Annotated in this window: 14 protein-coding genes; 11 read left to right on the top strand and 3 right to left on the bottom strand. The window is 66.8% G+C overall.

The window, feature by feature from the left end:
• Positions 1 to 55: 55 nt before the first annotated feature.
• Together H9L16_RS05000 and H9L16_RS05005 are read right to left on the bottom strand one after the other, a co-directional pair.
• Positions 56 to 2,611, bottom strand: a complete 2,556-nt coding sequence (locus tag H9L16_RS05000; protein WP_187553458.1) for an autotransporter outer membrane beta-barrel domain-containing protein — start codon at positions 2,609 to 2,611, stop codon at positions 56 to 58.
• Positions 2,530 to 6,162, bottom strand: coding sequence for a beta strand repeat-containing protein (locus H9L16_RS05005; protein WP_187553459.1), 3,633 nt, complete (start codon positions 6,160 to 6,162; stop codon positions 2,530 to 2,532). Before H9L16_RS05005 ends, H9L16_RS05000 begins: the two co-directional genes overlap by 82 nt.
• A 425-nt stretch (positions 6,163 to 6,587) precedes the next feature.
• Here H9L16_RS05005 and H9L16_RS05010 point away from each other — a divergent pair, with 425 nt between their 5' ends.
• The 11 genes from H9L16_RS05010 to H9L16_RS05060 all read left to right on the top strand — a co-directional run bounded on the left by H9L16_RS05010 (position 6,588) and on the right by H9L16_RS05060 (position 16,632).
• A complete protein-coding gene (locus tag H9L16_RS05010; protein WP_187553460.1) occupies positions 6,588 to 7,109 on the top strand; it encodes a c-type cytochrome in 522 nt (173 codons plus the stop codon).
• 111 nt (positions 7,110 to 7,220) lie between these two features.
• Positions 7,221 to 7,901 (top strand): alpha/beta hydrolase, encoded by a 681-nt coding sequence (locus H9L16_RS05015; RefSeq protein WP_187553461.1) that lies wholly within the window; start codon positions 7,221 to 7,223, stop codon positions 7,899 to 7,901.
• Positions 7,898 to 8,995: a cell division protein ZapE gene (zapE, locus tag H9L16_RS05020; protein WP_187553462.1), complete on the top strand. Its 1,098-nt coding sequence runs from the start codon at positions 7,898 to 7,900 to the stop codon at positions 8,993 to 8,995. Before H9L16_RS05015 ends, zapE begins: the two co-directional genes overlap by 4 nt.
• Before the next feature lie 65 nt (positions 8,996 to 9,060).
• The gene (locus H9L16_RS05025) at positions 9,061 to 9,510 is read left to right on the top strand and encodes a hypothetical protein (RefSeq protein WP_187553463.1); all 450 of its coding nucleotides are present in this window, start codon (positions 9,061 to 9,063) and stop codon (positions 9,508 to 9,510) included.
• A gap of 16 nt (positions 9,511 to 9,526) precedes the next feature.
• Positions 9,527 to 10,339: an NADPH-dependent 7-cyano-7-deazaguanine reductase QueF gene (gene queF, locus H9L16_RS05030; protein ID WP_187553464.1), complete on the top strand. Its 813-nt coding sequence runs from the start codon at positions 9,527 to 9,529 to the stop codon at positions 10,337 to 10,339.
• 89 nt (positions 10,340 to 10,428) lie between these two features.
• Complete coding sequence (locus H9L16_RS05035; RefSeq protein WP_187553465.1) at positions 10,429 to 10,752, top strand: LysM peptidoglycan-binding domain-containing protein; 324 nt, start codon at positions 10,429 to 10,431, stop codon at positions 10,750 to 10,752.
• A 54-nt stretch (positions 10,753 to 10,806) separates the two neighbouring features.
• Positions 10,807 to 11,301 (top strand): hypothetical protein, encoded by a 495-nt coding sequence (locus tag H9L16_RS05040; protein ID WP_187553466.1) that lies wholly within the window; start codon positions 10,807 to 10,809, stop codon positions 11,299 to 11,301.
• A 223-nt stretch (positions 11,302 to 11,524) separates the two neighbouring features.
• A complete protein-coding gene (locus tag H9L16_RS05045) occupies positions 11,525 to 13,750 on the top strand; it encodes an NADP-dependent isocitrate dehydrogenase (protein WP_229796548.1) in 2,226 nt (741 codons plus the stop codon).
• 114 nt (positions 13,751 to 13,864) lie between these two features.
• Positions 13,865 to 14,716: a class I SAM-dependent methyltransferase gene (locus tag H9L16_RS05050; RefSeq protein ID WP_187553468.1), complete on the top strand. Its 852-nt coding sequence runs from the start codon at positions 13,865 to 13,867 to the stop codon at positions 14,714 to 14,716.
• Between the two features lie 83 nt (positions 14,717 to 14,799).
• Complete coding sequence (locus H9L16_RS05055; RefSeq protein WP_187554057.1) at positions 14,800 to 15,405, top strand: pseudouridine synthase; 606 nt, start codon at positions 14,800 to 14,802, stop codon at positions 15,403 to 15,405.
• 96 nt (positions 15,406 to 15,501) lie between these two features.
• Positions 15,502 to 16,632 (top strand): hybrid sensor histidine kinase/response regulator, encoded by a 1,131-nt coding sequence (locus H9L16_RS05060; RefSeq protein ID WP_187553469.1) that lies wholly within the window; start codon positions 15,502 to 15,504, stop codon positions 16,630 to 16,632.
• Here H9L16_RS05060 and H9L16_RS05065 read toward each other — a convergent pair whose 3' ends face one another.
• Entirely contained in the window at positions 16,633 to 16,989 is a 357-nt protein-coding gene (locus H9L16_RS05065) for a hypothetical protein (RefSeq protein ID WP_187553470.1), read from the bottom strand. It lies immediately after the preceding gene.
• Positions 16,990 to 17,062: the final 73 nt, after the last annotated feature.

A 17,062-nucleotide genomic window follows, 5' to 3' on the forward strand; every position in this document is an offset into this window, starting at 1 on the left:
CGACTGCTGACCTGCAAAACGACGGGCCCGAATCCGGGCCCGTCCCATCAAACCATTACCAGGCGAAGCGGATGTTGGCCTGCCCGCTGACCGCGCTCTTGAAGGCACCGCCATCGGTCCAGTTGGCACCGAGGGTGAAGCCCCAGCCACCGGCCTGCAGGCCCAAGCCGAGTTCCGCCATGGAGCTCGTGCCCTTGGTGCTGGTGGCACCGAAGAAGTTTGTGCCCACGGTGTAGTTCATCTCGCCATCGAACTCGCGGATCGCGTTGATCGAGCCGTACGGCGTCCAGCGCAGGTTGCCGGAGGTGAAGGTCTTGTTGAGCTCCACGCCTACCCGGCCACGCTCCGAGACGCCGCCGTGGCCCTCGAAGGTCGCGCGGTCGAACGCAATTGCCCGGATGTCTTCCACTTCGGTCCGCGTGTACTGCACCTGCGGGACGATGTTGAAGCCGCCCACAGCCCACTCGTAACCCGCTTCCAGGCTCTTCGACGAGGTGTGCGCACGGGTTTGCAGCAGGCCGGCGATCGAGGTCGATTCCACGTCCACCGCCATCTGGCGATGGGTCAGGTCGACATAGAAGCCCTGCGGCACGTACCAGGTCGCGTACGCACCCCAGGTCATGCCGTCCATGCGGTTCTGGCCGACGCCCCCACCGGTCAGGCGCTGGCGGCTGTCCGCCGTGCCCAGCACCACACCCGCGTGGAAGTTGCCGAACAGATTGGCGTTGACGCCGACCTCGCGACCCCAACTCGCCTGGTCATAGGCGAAATTGCCGCCCTGACCGAAGTTGGCTGCCACATGCGCCTGGTTGACATCGCCTTCGCTGGTGTAGACGCGGACGAAGGCGCTCATCACCTTGCCGGCATCGCCATAGGGGTTCACGCCCAGGCGCTGGCGGAAAGTGCCGACCTGATCGTTGAGGAAGCCGGCCGCACCCGAGGCCACCGAGGCCGCCAGCGAACCGCTGTCGCTCAGGCCGGCCACGTCGACGTTGATTGAGAACACGTCGGCTGCGGTGTTGGCGGCATTGATCTGGCTGCTGATAGTGAGGTCGAGGTCCAGGAAGTTCGCCGGGCTGTAGCCGACTACCTGCCCAGCGACGAAGTTGGACGCTGCGGAGGTGCCGCTCACGCGCGCGAACACCGCGGAGCTTTGCGCCGTGGTCGGCAAGCCCGGGAACAGCACGTTGACTGTCTGCACTGCATTGGCGGCAACATTGCCGGTGACCACCAACTGGTCGGCGGTACTGGTCAGCAGATTGACGTCGATGTTCAACGCACCATTGCCTGCCAGCGTGCCGGTCAGGTTCAGGGTGTCATTGGCCGCGTTATCGATCAGGTCGATCGCGTTGACGTTGGTCAGAGTGCCGCCGGCACCGACGTCTACCGCGCTGTTGCCCAACGCCTTGAGAATGCCCGCGTTGGTGAAGGCATTGGTGCCCGCCCCCATCGTCACCGTGCCGCCGGTCAGGCGGAAGGTACCGAAGTTGGTGATGGTGTCGTTGCCCTCTTCCGTCGCGATGGTGCCGCCGACCACGTCGATGAGGCCGGTGCTGGCGTTGGCCAGGGTGTCATTGCCGTCACCGAAGCTGATCGTGCCGCCGGTGCCGGTCCGCACGGTGCCGGCATTGGCCAAGGTGTCGTCACCGGCACCGAAGGTAATCGCGCCACTCAGGATGTCGACCAGACCACCGCTCAGGTTGTTGAGGGTGTCGTTGCCGTCTCCGAAATCGGTGCTCATGGTGCCGCCGGAGCTCCACACGCCACCGCTGCGGTTGTTGAACACGTCGTTGCCGCCGTACAGGGCCAGCGCGCCGGTAATGCGGCCGCTGTTGTTGATGGTGTCGACGGCATCGCTGCCCATCACCGCGAACGCATAGCCTTCGTCGCCACTTGCACCAATCACGCCGGACGCCGCGTTATTGAGGGTGGAAGTGCCATACAGCGACTGCATCAGGACGCCTGCGGCCAGCCCACCCGGCGCGGCGCTGGCTCCGACTGTGCCCCCGTTGTTGACGATCACATCGCCGTAGGCACCTGCATAAATACCGTAGGCGCCGATGTAGCCATTCGCCTGGATCGATCCGCTGTTGGACACCGTGGTGTCGCCCATCGCGGCGTACCCGCTGACGCCGATCGCGATGCCGTATTCGGAATCGGCGGTCACGTGGCCGGCGTTGGCGACGACGACATCACCGAACACGAGCTCATCATCGACAATGATCCCAGGGCCGCTATAGGCCTGGATGCCGACGGCGCCGCCGAGGAGGCCTTCCACCGCGATGTCGCCGGCATTCGTCACCGTGACGTTGCCGTACTCGGAGCGGCCTTCGATGCCGATCGTGACATACAGCGAGTACGCCTCGATCTCGCTGCTTGCAGTAGTGCTGACCGTGGTGCCGTAGAGCGAGCGCGCCGCGATGCCGGTGGCGGTGTAGTAGCCGAGCGCATTGATGCTGCCTGAATTGCTGACTTGCGCGTACTCGCCATTCGCCAACACACCGTAGGCGTAGTCGCCGATGTAACCGTTCACGCCCTCGACGCTGGCGTCGATGTCGCCGCCGTTGTTGACCGCCGCGGTGCCGTAGTCGGCGCGGGCGAACACGCCCACGGCCACATTGCCCCCGAGATCACTTCGATGGAGCCGGTGTTGGTGACGTTGACGTCGCCCAGGCCCGCGCGGCCGAAGATACCGGCGGACTGGCCGTAGGCATAACCGCTGATGGTGCCGTCGTTGGTGACGTTCACGTCGCCGTTGTTGGCGTAGCCGAATACGCCCCAGCCACGGCCGCTGTACGAGTAGAACCCGATCTCGCCGCCATCCGCATTGGTGACCGACACGTCGCCGGTGCCGGCGGTGGCGTAGATGCCGAACGCGTACTTGGCACCGTTCGCGTACATGGAGCCGCTGTTGTCGACGGTCGTGTCGCCGAAGCTGCGCGCATCGATGCCAGTCGCCCAGTAGCCGCTGACGGCATTGATGTCGCCGCTGTTGTCTGCCATCGCGTCGCCATTGCCGGCGAACGCCACGATGCCGCTGGCCGCGTAGTACTTCTGCGCCGAGTTCTCGACATTGATGTCGCCGCTGTTGGTCACGCTGGCGTTGCCGGCGAAGGACAGCGCGGTAGCGCCGTTGGCGATACCGCCAGAGTAGACCTCGATCGAGCCGCTATTGTCGGCCGCGCCGTCGTCATCGGCCGACACCACGATGCCATAGGCACCGTAGCCGTACTTCTGGTTCTGCAAGACGCTGATATTGCCGCTGTTGTCGACGCTGGCGGTGCCGCCGTAGCCGCCCGAGGTCGCCGCGATGCCGCTGGCACCGAAGATGCCGTCCGCGGTGATGTCGCCGCTGTTGGTCACCGCAACGTGCGCGCCCTCACCATTGCCGGAGGCATTGATGCCGGTCGCGACCTGGGTGCCATAGAAGTAGTAGTAGCCCGTGTCCGCGTTGTAGCTGGTGTTGTAGCCCGAACCGGCGACGATATCGCCACTGTTGGTGACGTTGATGTCCCCGCTCGACTGCACCTCGATGCCGGTGACATAACCTGCGTCGACCGTGATGTTGCCGCTGTTGGTGAGGTCGACCCCGCCTTCGCCGCCGGTCGCATAGATGCCAAACGCCTGTACGCCAGGCGCGTAGCCGATGGGACCGTAGTAATCCTGGACCTGCAGGAAGCCCGGGGCAGCGACGGTGATGTCGCCAGAGTTGCTGACGGTCGCGCTGTCCGCGCCCTGCGCCTCGATGCCGGCCGCCCAAGTGTAGCCATAGACCTCGATCGCGCCGGAGTTGGTCACGTCGACGTTGGCGCCGGAGGCGAAGATGCCATCGGCCAGACCGTAATACGAAACTGCTTCAATGGCACCGCTGTTGTCGATGCTGACGTCGCCGGCGATCGAATAGCCGTAGATGCCGATCGCATCGCCGCCCAGCGAGCCGGCATAGATGTCGCCGCTGTTGTCGATGGCCACATCGCCGTAGGCATAGGTGTTGATGCCCTTGGCGCCGAGGTAAAAACCGGCGGCATCGATGTCGCTGGCGTTGCCCACCGTCACGTCGCCATACGAGGATCGCGCGTCGATGCCGTACGCCGTGCCCATCGCGAAGACGTCGATGCTGCCGCCTGTATTGTTCACCGTCGTGCCGTAATACGAGTTCGCCACGATGCCGGCCACGGCGTAATAGCCGGTCGCCTCGATGTTGCCGGAGTTGCTCACTTCGGCGTAGTTGCCGCGGGCGATGATGCCGTAGGCCACATCGCCGTAGAAACCGTTCACGCCAATCACGCTGGCGTAGATGTCGCCACTGTTGTCGACGGTCGCGGTGCCATAGTCGGCACGCGCGAAGATGCCCACTGCCGCGTCGCCGCCGGTGATCACCGAGATCGCACCGCTGCTGGTGACAGTCACGTCACCTTCCTGCGCAAGGCCGAATACACCCGCCGACTGCCCGTAGGCATAGCCTTCGATCACGCCATCGTTGGCAATGTTCACATCGCCAGTGGCGGCGATGGCCAGCACGCCGAAGCCGGTGCCCGAGTAGGAGTAGAAGCCAATCTCGCCGCCATCGGCATTGGTCACCGCCACGTCGCCGCCCGACGACTGCGCGTACACGCCGTAGGCGTACTTGCCGTTCGCGTACAGCGAGCCACTGTTGGTGACCGTCGCGCCCTGCTGGCCCTGCGCGTCCACCGCGCGGGTCGAGGAATAGAGAATGCCGGCCGAGTAGGCGGACACGTCGCCGCTGTTGTCCACGCTGGCGCTGCCGTTGCCGGCGAAAACCGTGATGCCGGTCGCGTTGTAGTACTTGCTGCCGGTCGTGGTGACATCGATGTCGCCCGAGTTGGTCACGCTGGCGTCGCCGGCGAACGACAACACGATCTCGCCGTAGGCCGCGCCGCCGGACACCACCTGGATGTTGCCGCTGTTGTCGATCGAGCCGTCGCCATCCGCCGACACCGCGATGCCATAGGCACCATAGCCGGCATTGTTGTATTGCGAGACCGCGATGTCGCCGCTGTTCTCCACGCTGGCGGTGCCGCCATAGCCGCCCGAGGTCGCCGCGATGCCGGTGGCACCGAAGATCGCATCGGCAGTGATGTCGCCGCTGTTGCTCACCGCAACGTGTGCGCCTTCGCCATTGCTGGTCGCATTGATGCCGGTCGCGACCTGGGTGCCGTTGTAGTAGACGTAGACCGCCTGGATCGGGTCGTAGTAATAGACCTGATCGATGGTCAGGCCACTTCCCGCCACGATGTCGCCGCTGTTGGTCACCGCGATGTCGCCGCCGGACTGCACCTCGATGCCGGTGACGTAGCCGCCCTGCACCTCGATGTTGCCGCTGTTGTCGACCGTCGCACCGCCCTCACCAGCCGTCGCATAGATGCCGAAGGCGTCACCGCCCGGCGTGTAAGCGAACACGCCGCCGGCCTGGTACAGGTATGAGTAGACATACCCCTGATAGAAGCCGGATGCCGTCGCCGTAATGTCGCCACTATTGGTCACGGAGACCGAATCGGCACCCTGTGCCTCGATGCCCGCCGACCACGTGTAGCCGTAAGTCTCGATCGCCCCGGAATTGGCCACGTCGACGTTCGCACCCGACGCGAAGATGCCATCGGCCAAGCCGTAGGCGGAGTACGCGAAGATGTCGGCACCATTGTCGATGGAGACGTCGCCTTCGAGCGCATATCCGTAAATGCCGATGCCGTTGCCGGAGTAGGTGGCGGCGGTCAGGTCGGCACCCGGCTGGTTGGTGATGTCGACGTTGCCGTACACGCTGTAGCCGCTGATGGCGGTGGCGCCGTAGAAGCCGTACTCGGCGATCGGGTCGGCGTTGTCGATCACCACGTCACCGTCCTCGGCCACGCTGATCATGGTCGGGACCACTGCGGTCGACACAGCGGCGGACATGCCCGAAGCAACCGTGGTCAGGTCGAACACCGGGGCAAAATCGAGCGCGGCGCGCTCGACCTGCAGGACCTGTGCTTGCACCGGCGGCAACTTGTGCCCGGCTGCGAAGGCACCGCCACTGGCGCCAAGCGCCAGGGCCATCGCCGAAACGGCCAGCGCCGAGCGCACGGCACGAGTCATGGGAGCCAGCTTGATGGTGCGGCTGCGCTTCGTCTTCGCCGACTCGCTCACGTTCCGGATATTGCTCATTTGACCCCCAAGGTCGATAGCTGAATTTGTATGCCGCGGCTGCCCGGCAGAAGGGAAAGCGCGCCATGCCGCCATGGATCGCGGCACCTACTTACCTGCGCTGGATTCCCACCGGAAGAGAGCCCCACGCACGCCCATTTCCCGGCACACAAAGGACTCTTTCAGCTCCTAGTTATCGCCACCACGCCATTTCGTGTCAATAGAAACTTTGACATCGGACACGCTTGGCCTTGGCTGAATGCGGGGACTGCCATCCTGGCCAAGCCTCAGTGAAGAAGGGGCTCGATCCCGCTCGCCAAAGACCGCAACTCGACCGCGCCGGCAGTCCTCGGAGGCCGGGAGACGGGCAATCTCGCGCTGCACGGGCTGTTCTGGGATAATCCGCGGTTTGGCGGCTTCGGCCGGACTCCGGACCCAGGTGGATCGTGCGCAACTACGACCTTGAATTCCTCAAGCGCTTCTCGTTGGTCCTCGCCTTTCTGGCGCTGGTCACCTTGGGCCTGATCCTGTTCGCCTACTACCTGAACACCAAGGTGGTGCATACGCAGGATCCGGCGATCCAGCAACGCCTGCTGGCACGGATCGCCCCGGTGGGCGACGTCTATGCCGGCGCGACCGGTGCTGCCGCGCAGGCCGCGGCCGCGGCCGCCGCGCAGGCATCGTTGCTCGCCAACATCCCGTTCGATGGCCGCACCGACGGTGCCGAGATCTTCAACAACAGCACCTGCACCGGCTGCCATACCGCCGGCATCGGCGGCGCGCCGAAGCTGGATGCGGCCGGGATCGGCGCGCGTCTGGCCGAACAGGGCATCGATACCCTGGTCACCCAGGCCATCAACGGTTTCACCGGCAGCGCCGGGGTGATGCCGGCCAAGGGCGGCAACCCGGCCCTGACTGACGAGCAGATCAAGGCCACCGTGGAATGGATGGTGGCGCAGAGCAAGTAAGCGCCGAGCCGAGCCGCGCGAACGCCGCCTGCGGGCGGCGTTCGCGTTTCCGGGGCACGGGTTTCGCGGGCTGTCTTCGGCGTTTCACCGTTCCTCCGGCATCATGGCTGCATGAGCGAATCCCCTGCCGCCCCGGCCAGCGCCGACGAGGCCTTGCTGATCACCGGACCCGCCGGCCGCATCGAAGCCGCTTTCGACCTGCCCGAGACCGACACCACGCCACAGCCGGTGCTGGCGATCGTCTGCCACCCGCTGCCCACCGAGGGCGGCAGCATGCACAACAAGGTGGTGACGATGGCCGCGCGCGCATTGCGCGAATCCGGCATCGCCACCCTGCGCTTCAACTTCCGCGGTGTGGGCCAGTCCGAAGGCAGCTTCGACGATGGCCGCGGCGAACTGGACGACCTGCGCGCGGTCGCCGCGTGGGCGCGCGCCGCGCATCCGGACAAGACGCTGTGGCTGGCCGGCTTCAGCTTCGGTGCGTGGGTGGCGCTGCGCGGCGCGGTCGAACTGGGCGCGGGCGCACTGATCTTGATCGCCCCGCCGGTCGGGCGCGGCTGGTCGTTCGACGACGTCGCCATCCCCGCCATCCCGTGGCTGGTCATCCAGGGCGAGGCCGACGAAATCGTGGACGCCGGCGCGGTGTTCGACTGGGTCGCCAGGCTGCCGCGCCCGCCCGTGCTGGTGAAGATGCCGGACACCAGCCATTTCTTCCACCGCAAGCTGATCGACCTGCGCGGCGCGGTGAAGCACGGCGTGCGCGAATGGCTGCCGGTGCCGCCTGCCGCATGAGCGATGCCACGCTTCCCTCGCGCCGCTATGCCGATGGCGTGGCCCGCGGCGACTGGCAGCACGACCCGGCGCAGCAACCGGCCTTGCTTGCGCTGGATCGCATCCACGCCGCGCTGCAGGTGCCGGTGCCGACCCGCGGCGTGTTCCAGCGGCTGTTCGGCAATGCCCCTCCGCCCGCACCGCAGGGCCTGTACCTGTGGGGCGGCGTGGGCCGCGGCAAGACCTTCCTGATCGACCTGTTCTTCGCCGGCCTGCCGTTCCCGGAGAAGCGCCGTACCCATTTCCACCGTTTCATGCGCGACGTCCACCAGCGCCTGCGCGACCACGCCGGCGAGCGCGACCCGCTGGTGGCGATCGCCCGCGAATGGCGGCGCTCGGTGCGGGTGCTGGTACTGGACGAATTCTTCGTCAGCGACATCGGCGACGCGATGTTGCTGGGGCGCCTGCTGGATCGGATGTTCGCCGAGGGGATCGTGCTGGTGACCAGCTCCAATGCTGCGCCGACCGACCTCTACAAGGACGGCCTGCAGCGCGCGCGCTTCCTGCCGGCGATCGCGCTGATCGAGCAGCACTGCAATGTGGTCGAACTGGTCAGCGACACCGACTACCGGCTGCGCGCGCTGACCCGCTCGCCGGTGTACCGCACGCCGCTGGACGCGGGCTCGGATACTTGGCTGCAGCAGCGCTGGCGCGAACTCGGCGGCGACGACGGCCATGTGGATGCCGGCATCGTCATCGACGGCCGGCGCATCCCGGTCCGCGCGCGCAGCAAGGGCCTGTGCTGGTTCGACTTCGCAGCACTGTGCGAAGGCCCGCGCGGGAATGCCGACTACATCGAGGTCGCCCGCGAATTCCATACCGTGCTGATCGCCGGCATCCCGCGCATGGACGCCAGCCGCGACGATGCAGCGCGCCGCTTCGTCCACCTGGTCGACGAACTGTACGACCGCCACGTCAACCTGGTCTGCACCGCCGAAGCCGCGCCGATGGACCTGTACGCCGGCGAGCGCCTGATTGCGGCGTTCGAGCGCACCGCGTCACGGCTGGTGGAGATGCAGTCCACGGCTTATCTCGCCCATGAACATGGCACCTGAACCGGCCATGCCGGCGCCGGAACTCCCCTAGAATCCCACCCCTTGCTCCGATCCAGAGGCCTTCCATGACGTCCACGCTCCGCATCGCCGGATCCGCCCTGCTCCTGCTGGCCCTGGTCGCCTGCAACCGCCAGGGGCCCGAAGTCCCCAAGGCCGTCGACGACAACAAGACGGTGCAGGACCAAGGCGACGGCGTCCAGTCGGTCATGGTCTCCCCGGACGCGGCCAAGGTCGGGGCCGAGGTGGACGGAAGAGGCGAGATCATCACCGAAGTGCGCACGTTCGAGGTCGGGCAAAAGGTCTATATCTCCGTACCTGCGAAGTTCGGTCGCAAGAGCGGCGACAAGCTGGAGATTTTCTGGTTCCACGATGGGCGTTCACGCCATGAAGAGCTGAAACCGATGTCAGGTGCCTTCGCCGTCTTCGAACACATTCCGGCAGAGGCGGGTACCTACAATGTCGAAGTCGACGCCAATGGCCAGCCGATCGCGCTGGTTCAGTTCGAAGTGAAGTAAGCGCGGTCGCTGCGTCGTGGGCGACATCGACCACTCCCCGCTCGGCCGCGAGGTCGCCTACCCGCGGCACTACGACGCCAGCCTGCTCTACCCGATCCCGCGCCGGCTCGGCCGCGAGGCGATCGGGGTGGCCGCGCCACTGCCGTTCATCGGCCACGATCGCTGGAATGCCTACGAGTTGTCGTGGCTCGATGCGGGCGGCAAGCCGCGCGTCGCCACCGCGACCCTGCAGGTGCCGGCGGACTCGCCGCACCTGGTCGAATCCAAGTCGCTCAAGCTCTACCTGAATTCATTCAACGCCAGCCGCTTCACCGATGCGGAGGCGGTACGCGCGCGGATCGAGGCGGATCTCACCGAGGCCGCGGGCGCGCCGGTGGCGATGATCTTCGGCCTGCCGCCGTTTGAAGACGCGATCGATGGCGAAAGCATCGACGGGCTCGACATCGCCATCGATGCATACGACGCGCCTGATGCCGCCTTGCTGGTCGCCGATGCTGCAGAGGTGGTCGAGGAAACCCTCGCCAGCGCCTTGCTGAAGTCGAATTGCCCGGTCACCGGGCAACCGGACTGGGCCGATGTGACCTTGCGTTACCGCGGCCCGCGGATCGACCGCGCCGGCCTGCTGCGTTACCTGGTCGGGTTCCGCGACCATGCCGAGTTCCACGAGCAATGCGTCGAGCGCATCTTCGTGGACGTGCTGGCGCGTTGCGCACCGCAATGGCTGTCGGTGGAGGCGCGCTACACCCGCCGCGGCGGATTGGACATCAATCCCTGGCGGGCGAGCGCGGGCATCGCCGCACCGGTCGCGCTGCGCACCCTGCGCCAGTAGCTGCAGCGCGCGACAGCGCGGGCATCGCGATATTTCCTTAACGGCTGGCGTGTCAGCGTGCCCTGCCCGAATCCGGGAAGGAGCCACGCATGAGCAACGACAAGAAACCCGATTTTTCCAATGTGCAGGGCGGCGTGCAGAGCACCGAACAGGTCAAGCCCGATTTTTCCAATGTCGAATCGAAGGTGGCTTCGACCGAGGACATCACCGGCGGCGAAGGCGGTGGCGGCAGTACCGGCCAACAGACCTACACCGTCGAGAAGGGCGACAACCTGTCCACCATCGCCAAGCAGTTCTACGGCCGGCAGGACTGGAAGCGCATCTATGACGCCAACCGCGACCAGCTGGACAACCCGGACCGGATCAAGCCGGGCCAGGTGTTGAAGATCCCGCAGGACGACGCGCAGGACTGATCGCCACGCGCGGCCAGTCGCACCCTCTTTCCACACGCTACCAAAGGAATTCCCATGAAGCCCAATCGCCTCCAGATGGCCATGCTCGCCGCGATGATCGGCAGTGCCGCCCTCGTCGGCTGCAAGAAGAAGGAAGAACCGGCCGCGTTGCCGCCGGTCGCGACCGAACCCGCACCGACCGCCCCGGCACCCGCACCGATGGCTGCCACCGCATCGGTCAGCGCGGTCGACTTGGGCAACGCGGTCGGCGCCGACATGCGCGTCACCGCGCCGATGTCCAGCTTTGCGCCCAAGGACACCATCTACGCCGCGGTCAGCACCGCCACCAGCGACCCGGCCGCCACCGTGCCCGGCAAGCTGGGCGTGAAGTGGACCCACGTGGACAGCAGCCAGACCGTGCACGAGGAAAGCCGCGACATCGCCTTTGCCGGCAGCGGCGTGACCGACTTCCAGATCAGCAAGCCGGACGGCTGGCCGACCGGCAAGTACAAGGTCGAAGTCTCGCTGGACGGCAGCGTGGTGCAGACCCGCGAGTTCGACGTCAAGTGACGCAAGCGCGCCCACGCGCAACGCGCGTGGGCCTTGGCGCGCATGTCATCCCCGCGCAGGCGGGGTGCAGCACTTGACGTTGGCGAAGGGCCCGGGCGACCGGGCCCTTTCGTTTCTGTCGCGGCTGGACTGTCCCGGACAGGATCGGTGGACAAGGCGGATGCTTTGCCCGTTGCGACGCGAAGCCCGACAATGGCGGCTTCGCCGTGACCGCCGAGCCGCCATGACCGCCCAGATCCTGTACACGCTCACCGACGAGGCTCCCTACCTCGCCACCGCTTCGTTCCTGCCGATCGTGCAGGCCTACGCGCGCACCGCCGGCGTGGACGTGGAGACCCGCGACATTTCGCTGGCCGCGCGCATCGTCGCCCAGTTCAACGACCTGCTGCCGGAAGCCCAGCGCAACAGCGACGACCTGCGCGAACTCGGCGAACTGGCGAAGACGCCCGAAGCTAACATCATCAAGCTGCCGAACATCAGCGCCTCGGTGCCGCAGCTCAAGGCCGCGATCACCGAGCTTCAGGCGCACGGCTACGCGCTGCCGGATTACCCGGACGAGCCGCAGGGCGAGCGCGAGAAGGACATCAAGGCGCGCTACGCCAAGGCGATGGGCAGCGCGGTCAACCCGGTCCTGCGCGAGGGCAATTCCGACCGCCGCGCGCCGAAGGCGGTGAAGGCCTACGCACGGAAGCATCCGCACCGCATGGGCAAGTGGACGCGGGCCTCGAAGTCGCACGTCGCGCACATGGAGGACGGCGACTTCTACGGCAGCGAACAGTCCTACACGATGGTCAATGCCGGCAGCCTGCGCATCGAGTTCACCAGCGCCACCGGCAGCGTGTTCCCGCTGCGCGGCCCGTTGGCGGTGCGCGCCGGCGAGATGATCGACGCGTCGGTGATGAGCGCCGCGGCGCTGGCGGCCTTCATCGACGCACAGATCGACGATGCGAAGGCGAAGGGCGTGCTGTTCTCGCTGCACCTCAAGGCGACCATGATGAAGGTCAGCGATCCGATCATCTTCGGCATCGCGGTCTCGCGCTTCTACGCACCGGTGCTGGAAAAGCACCCGCGGACGATGGCGGAGATCGGCTTCGACCCCAACAACGGCATCGGCGACCTCTACGCCAAGCTGGGCCAGCTGCCGGAGGCGCAACGCGCCGGGATCGAGGCCGACCTCGCCGCGCTGTACGCGCAGCGTCCGGGCCTGGCGATGGTGAATTCCGACAAGGGCATCACCAACCTGCACGTGCCCAGCGACGTGATCGTGGATGCCTCGATGCCGGCGATGATCCGCGACAGCGGCGGCATGTGGAACGCGGCCGGCGAGCTGCAGGACGCCAAGGCGGTGATCCCCGACCGCAACTATGCAGGCATCTACCAGGCGGTGATCGACGACTGCCGCGAGCACGGCGCGCTCGACCCGGCGACGATGGGCAGCGTGCCCAACGTTGGCCTGATGGCGCAGGCCGCCGAGGAATACGGCAGCCACGACAAGACCTTCAAGATCAGCGGCGACGGCACCGTGCGGGTGATCGACGAACACGGCACCGTGCTGCTGCAGCATCCGGTCAAGGCCGGCGACATCTGGCGCATGTGCCAGACCAAGGACGCGCCGATCCGCGACTGGGTGAAGCTCGCCGTGACCCGCGCGCGCCTCTCCGGCACACCGGTGGTGTTCTGGCTGGATCCGCGCCGCGACCACGACCGCGGCCTGACCGCCAAGGTCGCCATGTACCTCAACGAGCACGACACCAGCGGCCTGGACATCAGCATCATGAGCCCGATCCGGGCGATGCGGCATTCGCTCAAGCGCATCCGTGCCGGCCAGGACACCATCGCCGCCACCGGCAACGTGCTGCGCGACTACCTCACCGACCTGTTCCCGATCATGGAGCTGGGCACCAGCGCGAAGATGCTGTCGATCGTGCCGCTGATGAACGGCGGCGGCCTGTTCGAGACCGGCGCCGGCGGCAGCGCGCCCAAGCACGTGCAGCAGTACGTCGAAGAGGATTACCTGCGCTGGGATTCGCTGGGCGAATTCCTGGCGCTGGCGGCCTCGTTCGAGCACCTCGCCAACACCACCGGCAATGCGCGCGCGCAGGTGCTGGCCGATGCGCTGGACGTGGCGAACGGCAAGTTCCTGGACAACGACAAGTCGCCGGGCCGCAAGCTGGGCACGATCGACAACCGCGGCAGCCATTTCTACATCGCGCTGTACTGGGCGCAGGCGCTGGCCGAGCAGACCACCGACCCCGAGCTTGCGGCGAAGTTCGCGTCGCTGGCGCAGGCACTGACCGATGGCGAAGCGAAGATCGTCGAGGAACTGATCGCCGTGCAGGGCAAGCCGGTCGACATCGGCGGCTACTACCAGCCGGACTTCGCCAAGCTGTCCGCGGCGATGCGTCCCAGCGCGACGCTCAATGCCGCACTGGCCACGCTGGCTGGCTGAGTCCGCCTGCCATGCGGTTCCCGCGAAGCCCGGCAGATGCCGGGCTTCGCGTTTCACGGCCGTCGACGACCCTGCCGCGCTACCCTTGCCGTCTTCGCCAACGGGAACTCCGCCATGACTCGCACCCACGTCGCCCTGCTCGCCAGCGGCCTCGCACTCGCCCTTGCAGGCTGCGCATCGACCACCGCGGCTTCCACGGACAGCACTGCGGCCTCGACCGCGCAGGCCGATGCCGCACTCGCTGCCGCGATCGCCGACAGCGCGCGCGACCCGAAGAACATGGCCCGCGATGCGTACCGGCATCCGCGCGAGACCCTGGCGTTCTTCCAGGTGCGACCGGACGCCACGATCATCGAAATCAGCCCGAGCGCCGGCTGGTACAGCGAGATCCTGGCCCCGTACCTGCGCAACGGTGGGCGCTACGTCGCGGCCACGGGCGCGGCACCCGCCGACAGCGGCGGCGGCAAGCGCAATGCCGCGCTGCAGGCGAAGTTCGGGGCAGCGCCGACGCGCTACGACCGCGTGCAATGGCTGGAGTACGACGGCAAGGCACCGGTGCTCGGTGCCGCGGGTTCGGCCGATGTCGTGTTGACCTTCCGCAACGTGCACAACTGGGTCGCGGGCGGCAGCGCCGATGCCTACTTCCAGGCATTCTTCGCGGCGCTCAAGCCGGGCGGCGTGCTCGGTGTGGTCGAGCATCGGGCCAAGCCCGGCACCGACCTCGACACGATGAAGAAGTCCGGCTACCTCACCGAAGCCCTGGTGATCGACCACGCCACTCGCGCCGGCTTCGTGCTGGACGCGCGCAGCGAGGTCAATGCCAATCCGAAGGACAGCGCCGACCATCCGAACGGCGTGTGGACGCTGCCACCGACCAACCGCCACGACGCCGGCGATGCGGCGAAGTACGCGGCCATCGGCGAAAGCGACCGGATGACGCTGCGGTTCCGCAAGCCCGCCCGCTAGCAAACACGCGCACCGCGCATTCCAAGCCGCGCGCGCGGCCGACAGCGGCGAATGACGATGCTTTTTCAACCCGCTTGCCAGCCGTGCTGATCGCGTTCAACAAACCATACGGCGTGCTCTGCCAGTTCACTGACGATGCCCATGGACGGGCGAGTGCCGCGCGCGCAGGACGCGCAGAAGCGGCCCGTAGCACGCCACCGCGGCCCACGCTGGCCGGCTTCGGCCTGCCGGCCGGGGTGTATCCGGCGGGCCGGCTGGATTTCGATTCCGAAGGCCTGCTCCTGCTGACCGACGACGGCCGGCTCGCCCACCGGCTGACCGATCCCCGGCACAAACAACCCAAGACCTATCGGGTGCAGGTCGAGGGCGATCCGGGCGAATCGCAGTTGCAGGCGCTGCGCGACGGCGTGCAGCTCAACGACGGCCTGACCCTGCCTGCGCAGGCGCGCCGCATCGACACCCCGACGCTGTGGCCGCGCGACCCGCCGGTGCGTTTTCGCAAAACCGTGCCCGATGCCTGGCTGGAACTCGTCATTCACGAAGGCCGCAATCGGCAGGTGCGGCGGATGACTGCGGCGGTAGGCCTGCCGACCCTGCGGCTGGTCCGGGTGGCCGCAGGCGGGCATCTGCTTGGCGAACTCGCACCCGGACATTGGCGGGAAATCCCTGCCCGCAGACGCGAAGACTGAATGCTTCAGCTTTGTCCGATCGTCGGGCTATGCCGATGTGAAGGGGTTTGTTAACGTCGCGCTCCGCCACGTCGGCGTGAAGGAAATTCCTTTCGGATGCCGCATCAGATTCCAAGGACAGGCCGGATCCTGGTCGTTGACGACCAGTCCGCCAACGTGCGCGTGGTCAGTGCACTGCTCGCACGCCATGGCTATGCCGTCACCGCCGCCAGCAGTGGCAAGGACGCGCTGCAGGCCGCTACCGGCGAGATCCCGGACCTGTTGCTGCTGGACATGATGATGCCGGGCATGGACGGCTTCGAACTGCTGGCCGCCCTGCGCGAGCTGCCCGGTTTCCGCCAAGTGCCCACGGTGTTCCTGACCGCCGCGCAGGATCGCGACCTGTTGCTGCGCGCGTTCGAGGCCGGCGCGGTCGACTACGTCACCAAGCCCTTCATGCCGGAGGAACTGCTGGCGCGGGTCAACGCACACATCGGCCTCAAGCTCACCCGCGACCGCCTGGAGCGGGTCGCGCATGAGCGCCAGGAACTGGTGAACCTGGTCGCGCACGACCTCAAGAACCCGCTCAGCAGTGTGTTGTTCGCCACCGAGATGCTGTTGCTGCCGGACTGCAAGCCGGAACGCGTGTCGCGCTACATCGAGATCATCGATGGCAGCAGCCGCGATGCGCTGGGCTACATCCGCACTTATCTGGAAGGCCAGGAACGCGCCGCCGGTGCCATGGCCACGGCTGCCCAGCCGCCGAGCAGCTGGTTGCGCGACACGCTTGATTGGCTGGCCACGCGCTACGAACTGCAACTCGATGCGAAGGGCCTGCGCCTGCGCATCAGCCCGCTGGAAAGAGACGCCTGCGTGGCGATCGACGGGCTGGTGCTGCGGCAGGTCGCGGAAAACCTGGTGACCAACGCACTGAAATACGCGCGCGATGGTGGCGAGCTGGAACTGCTTGCGCGACCCGGTGCCCCCGGTTTCTGGCAACTGGTGGCGCAGGATCGCGGACCCGGGATTCCGACCTCTCGCCAGCGCGAACTGTTCAAGCCATTTCAGCGATTGACCGAAGTGGATCCGGCCGATGGCATGTCCAGCGGCCTCGGCCTGTCGCTGGCCAAGCAGATCATCATCAATGCCGGTGGCCAGCTCTGGTACGAGGACCGCGAAGGCGGCGGTGCGCGCTTCGTGATCGAACTGCCCGAAGCGAACTGCACCACCGCCACGACCGCCGGCTGATCAGTCGGCGGCTGCAGTCGACTCGGCGCGCTTGCGGCGGGTACGCGTCGAACCGTTGCCACGCTTGGCCTCGACCCGGGTCGCACTGCCTTCGATCGGCTCGCCGGCGGCCTGCTTCTTCGCACGCTGGCGAGCGGCCAGCCACAACAAGCCAGCGCCGGCAATCGCGGCACCCGCCAGCACCGGGTTGCGACGCACGAACTTGCCGGCGATCCGGGTGCCGGTACGGACTGCGCCCAGCGCTGCGCCGGTTTCGACCCATTGCATCGCCTTGCCCGGCACGGCTTTGCGGATGCCCGTGCCCAGTTCGCCGATCAGTTCCAGCGCGCGATCCTGCGCATTGCCCAGCTTGCTCATGGTGGTGCCTCGGGTGGAATGGAGTGGGGATGCAAAGTCTCTTCAGCGCGGTGTTCATGGCGCGTGAGCGGCG

Source organism: Thermomonas carbonis, from assembly GCF_014396975.1.
GTDB lineage: Bacteria > Pseudomonadota > Gammaproteobacteria > Xanthomonadales > Xanthomonadaceae > Thermomonas > Thermomonas carbonis.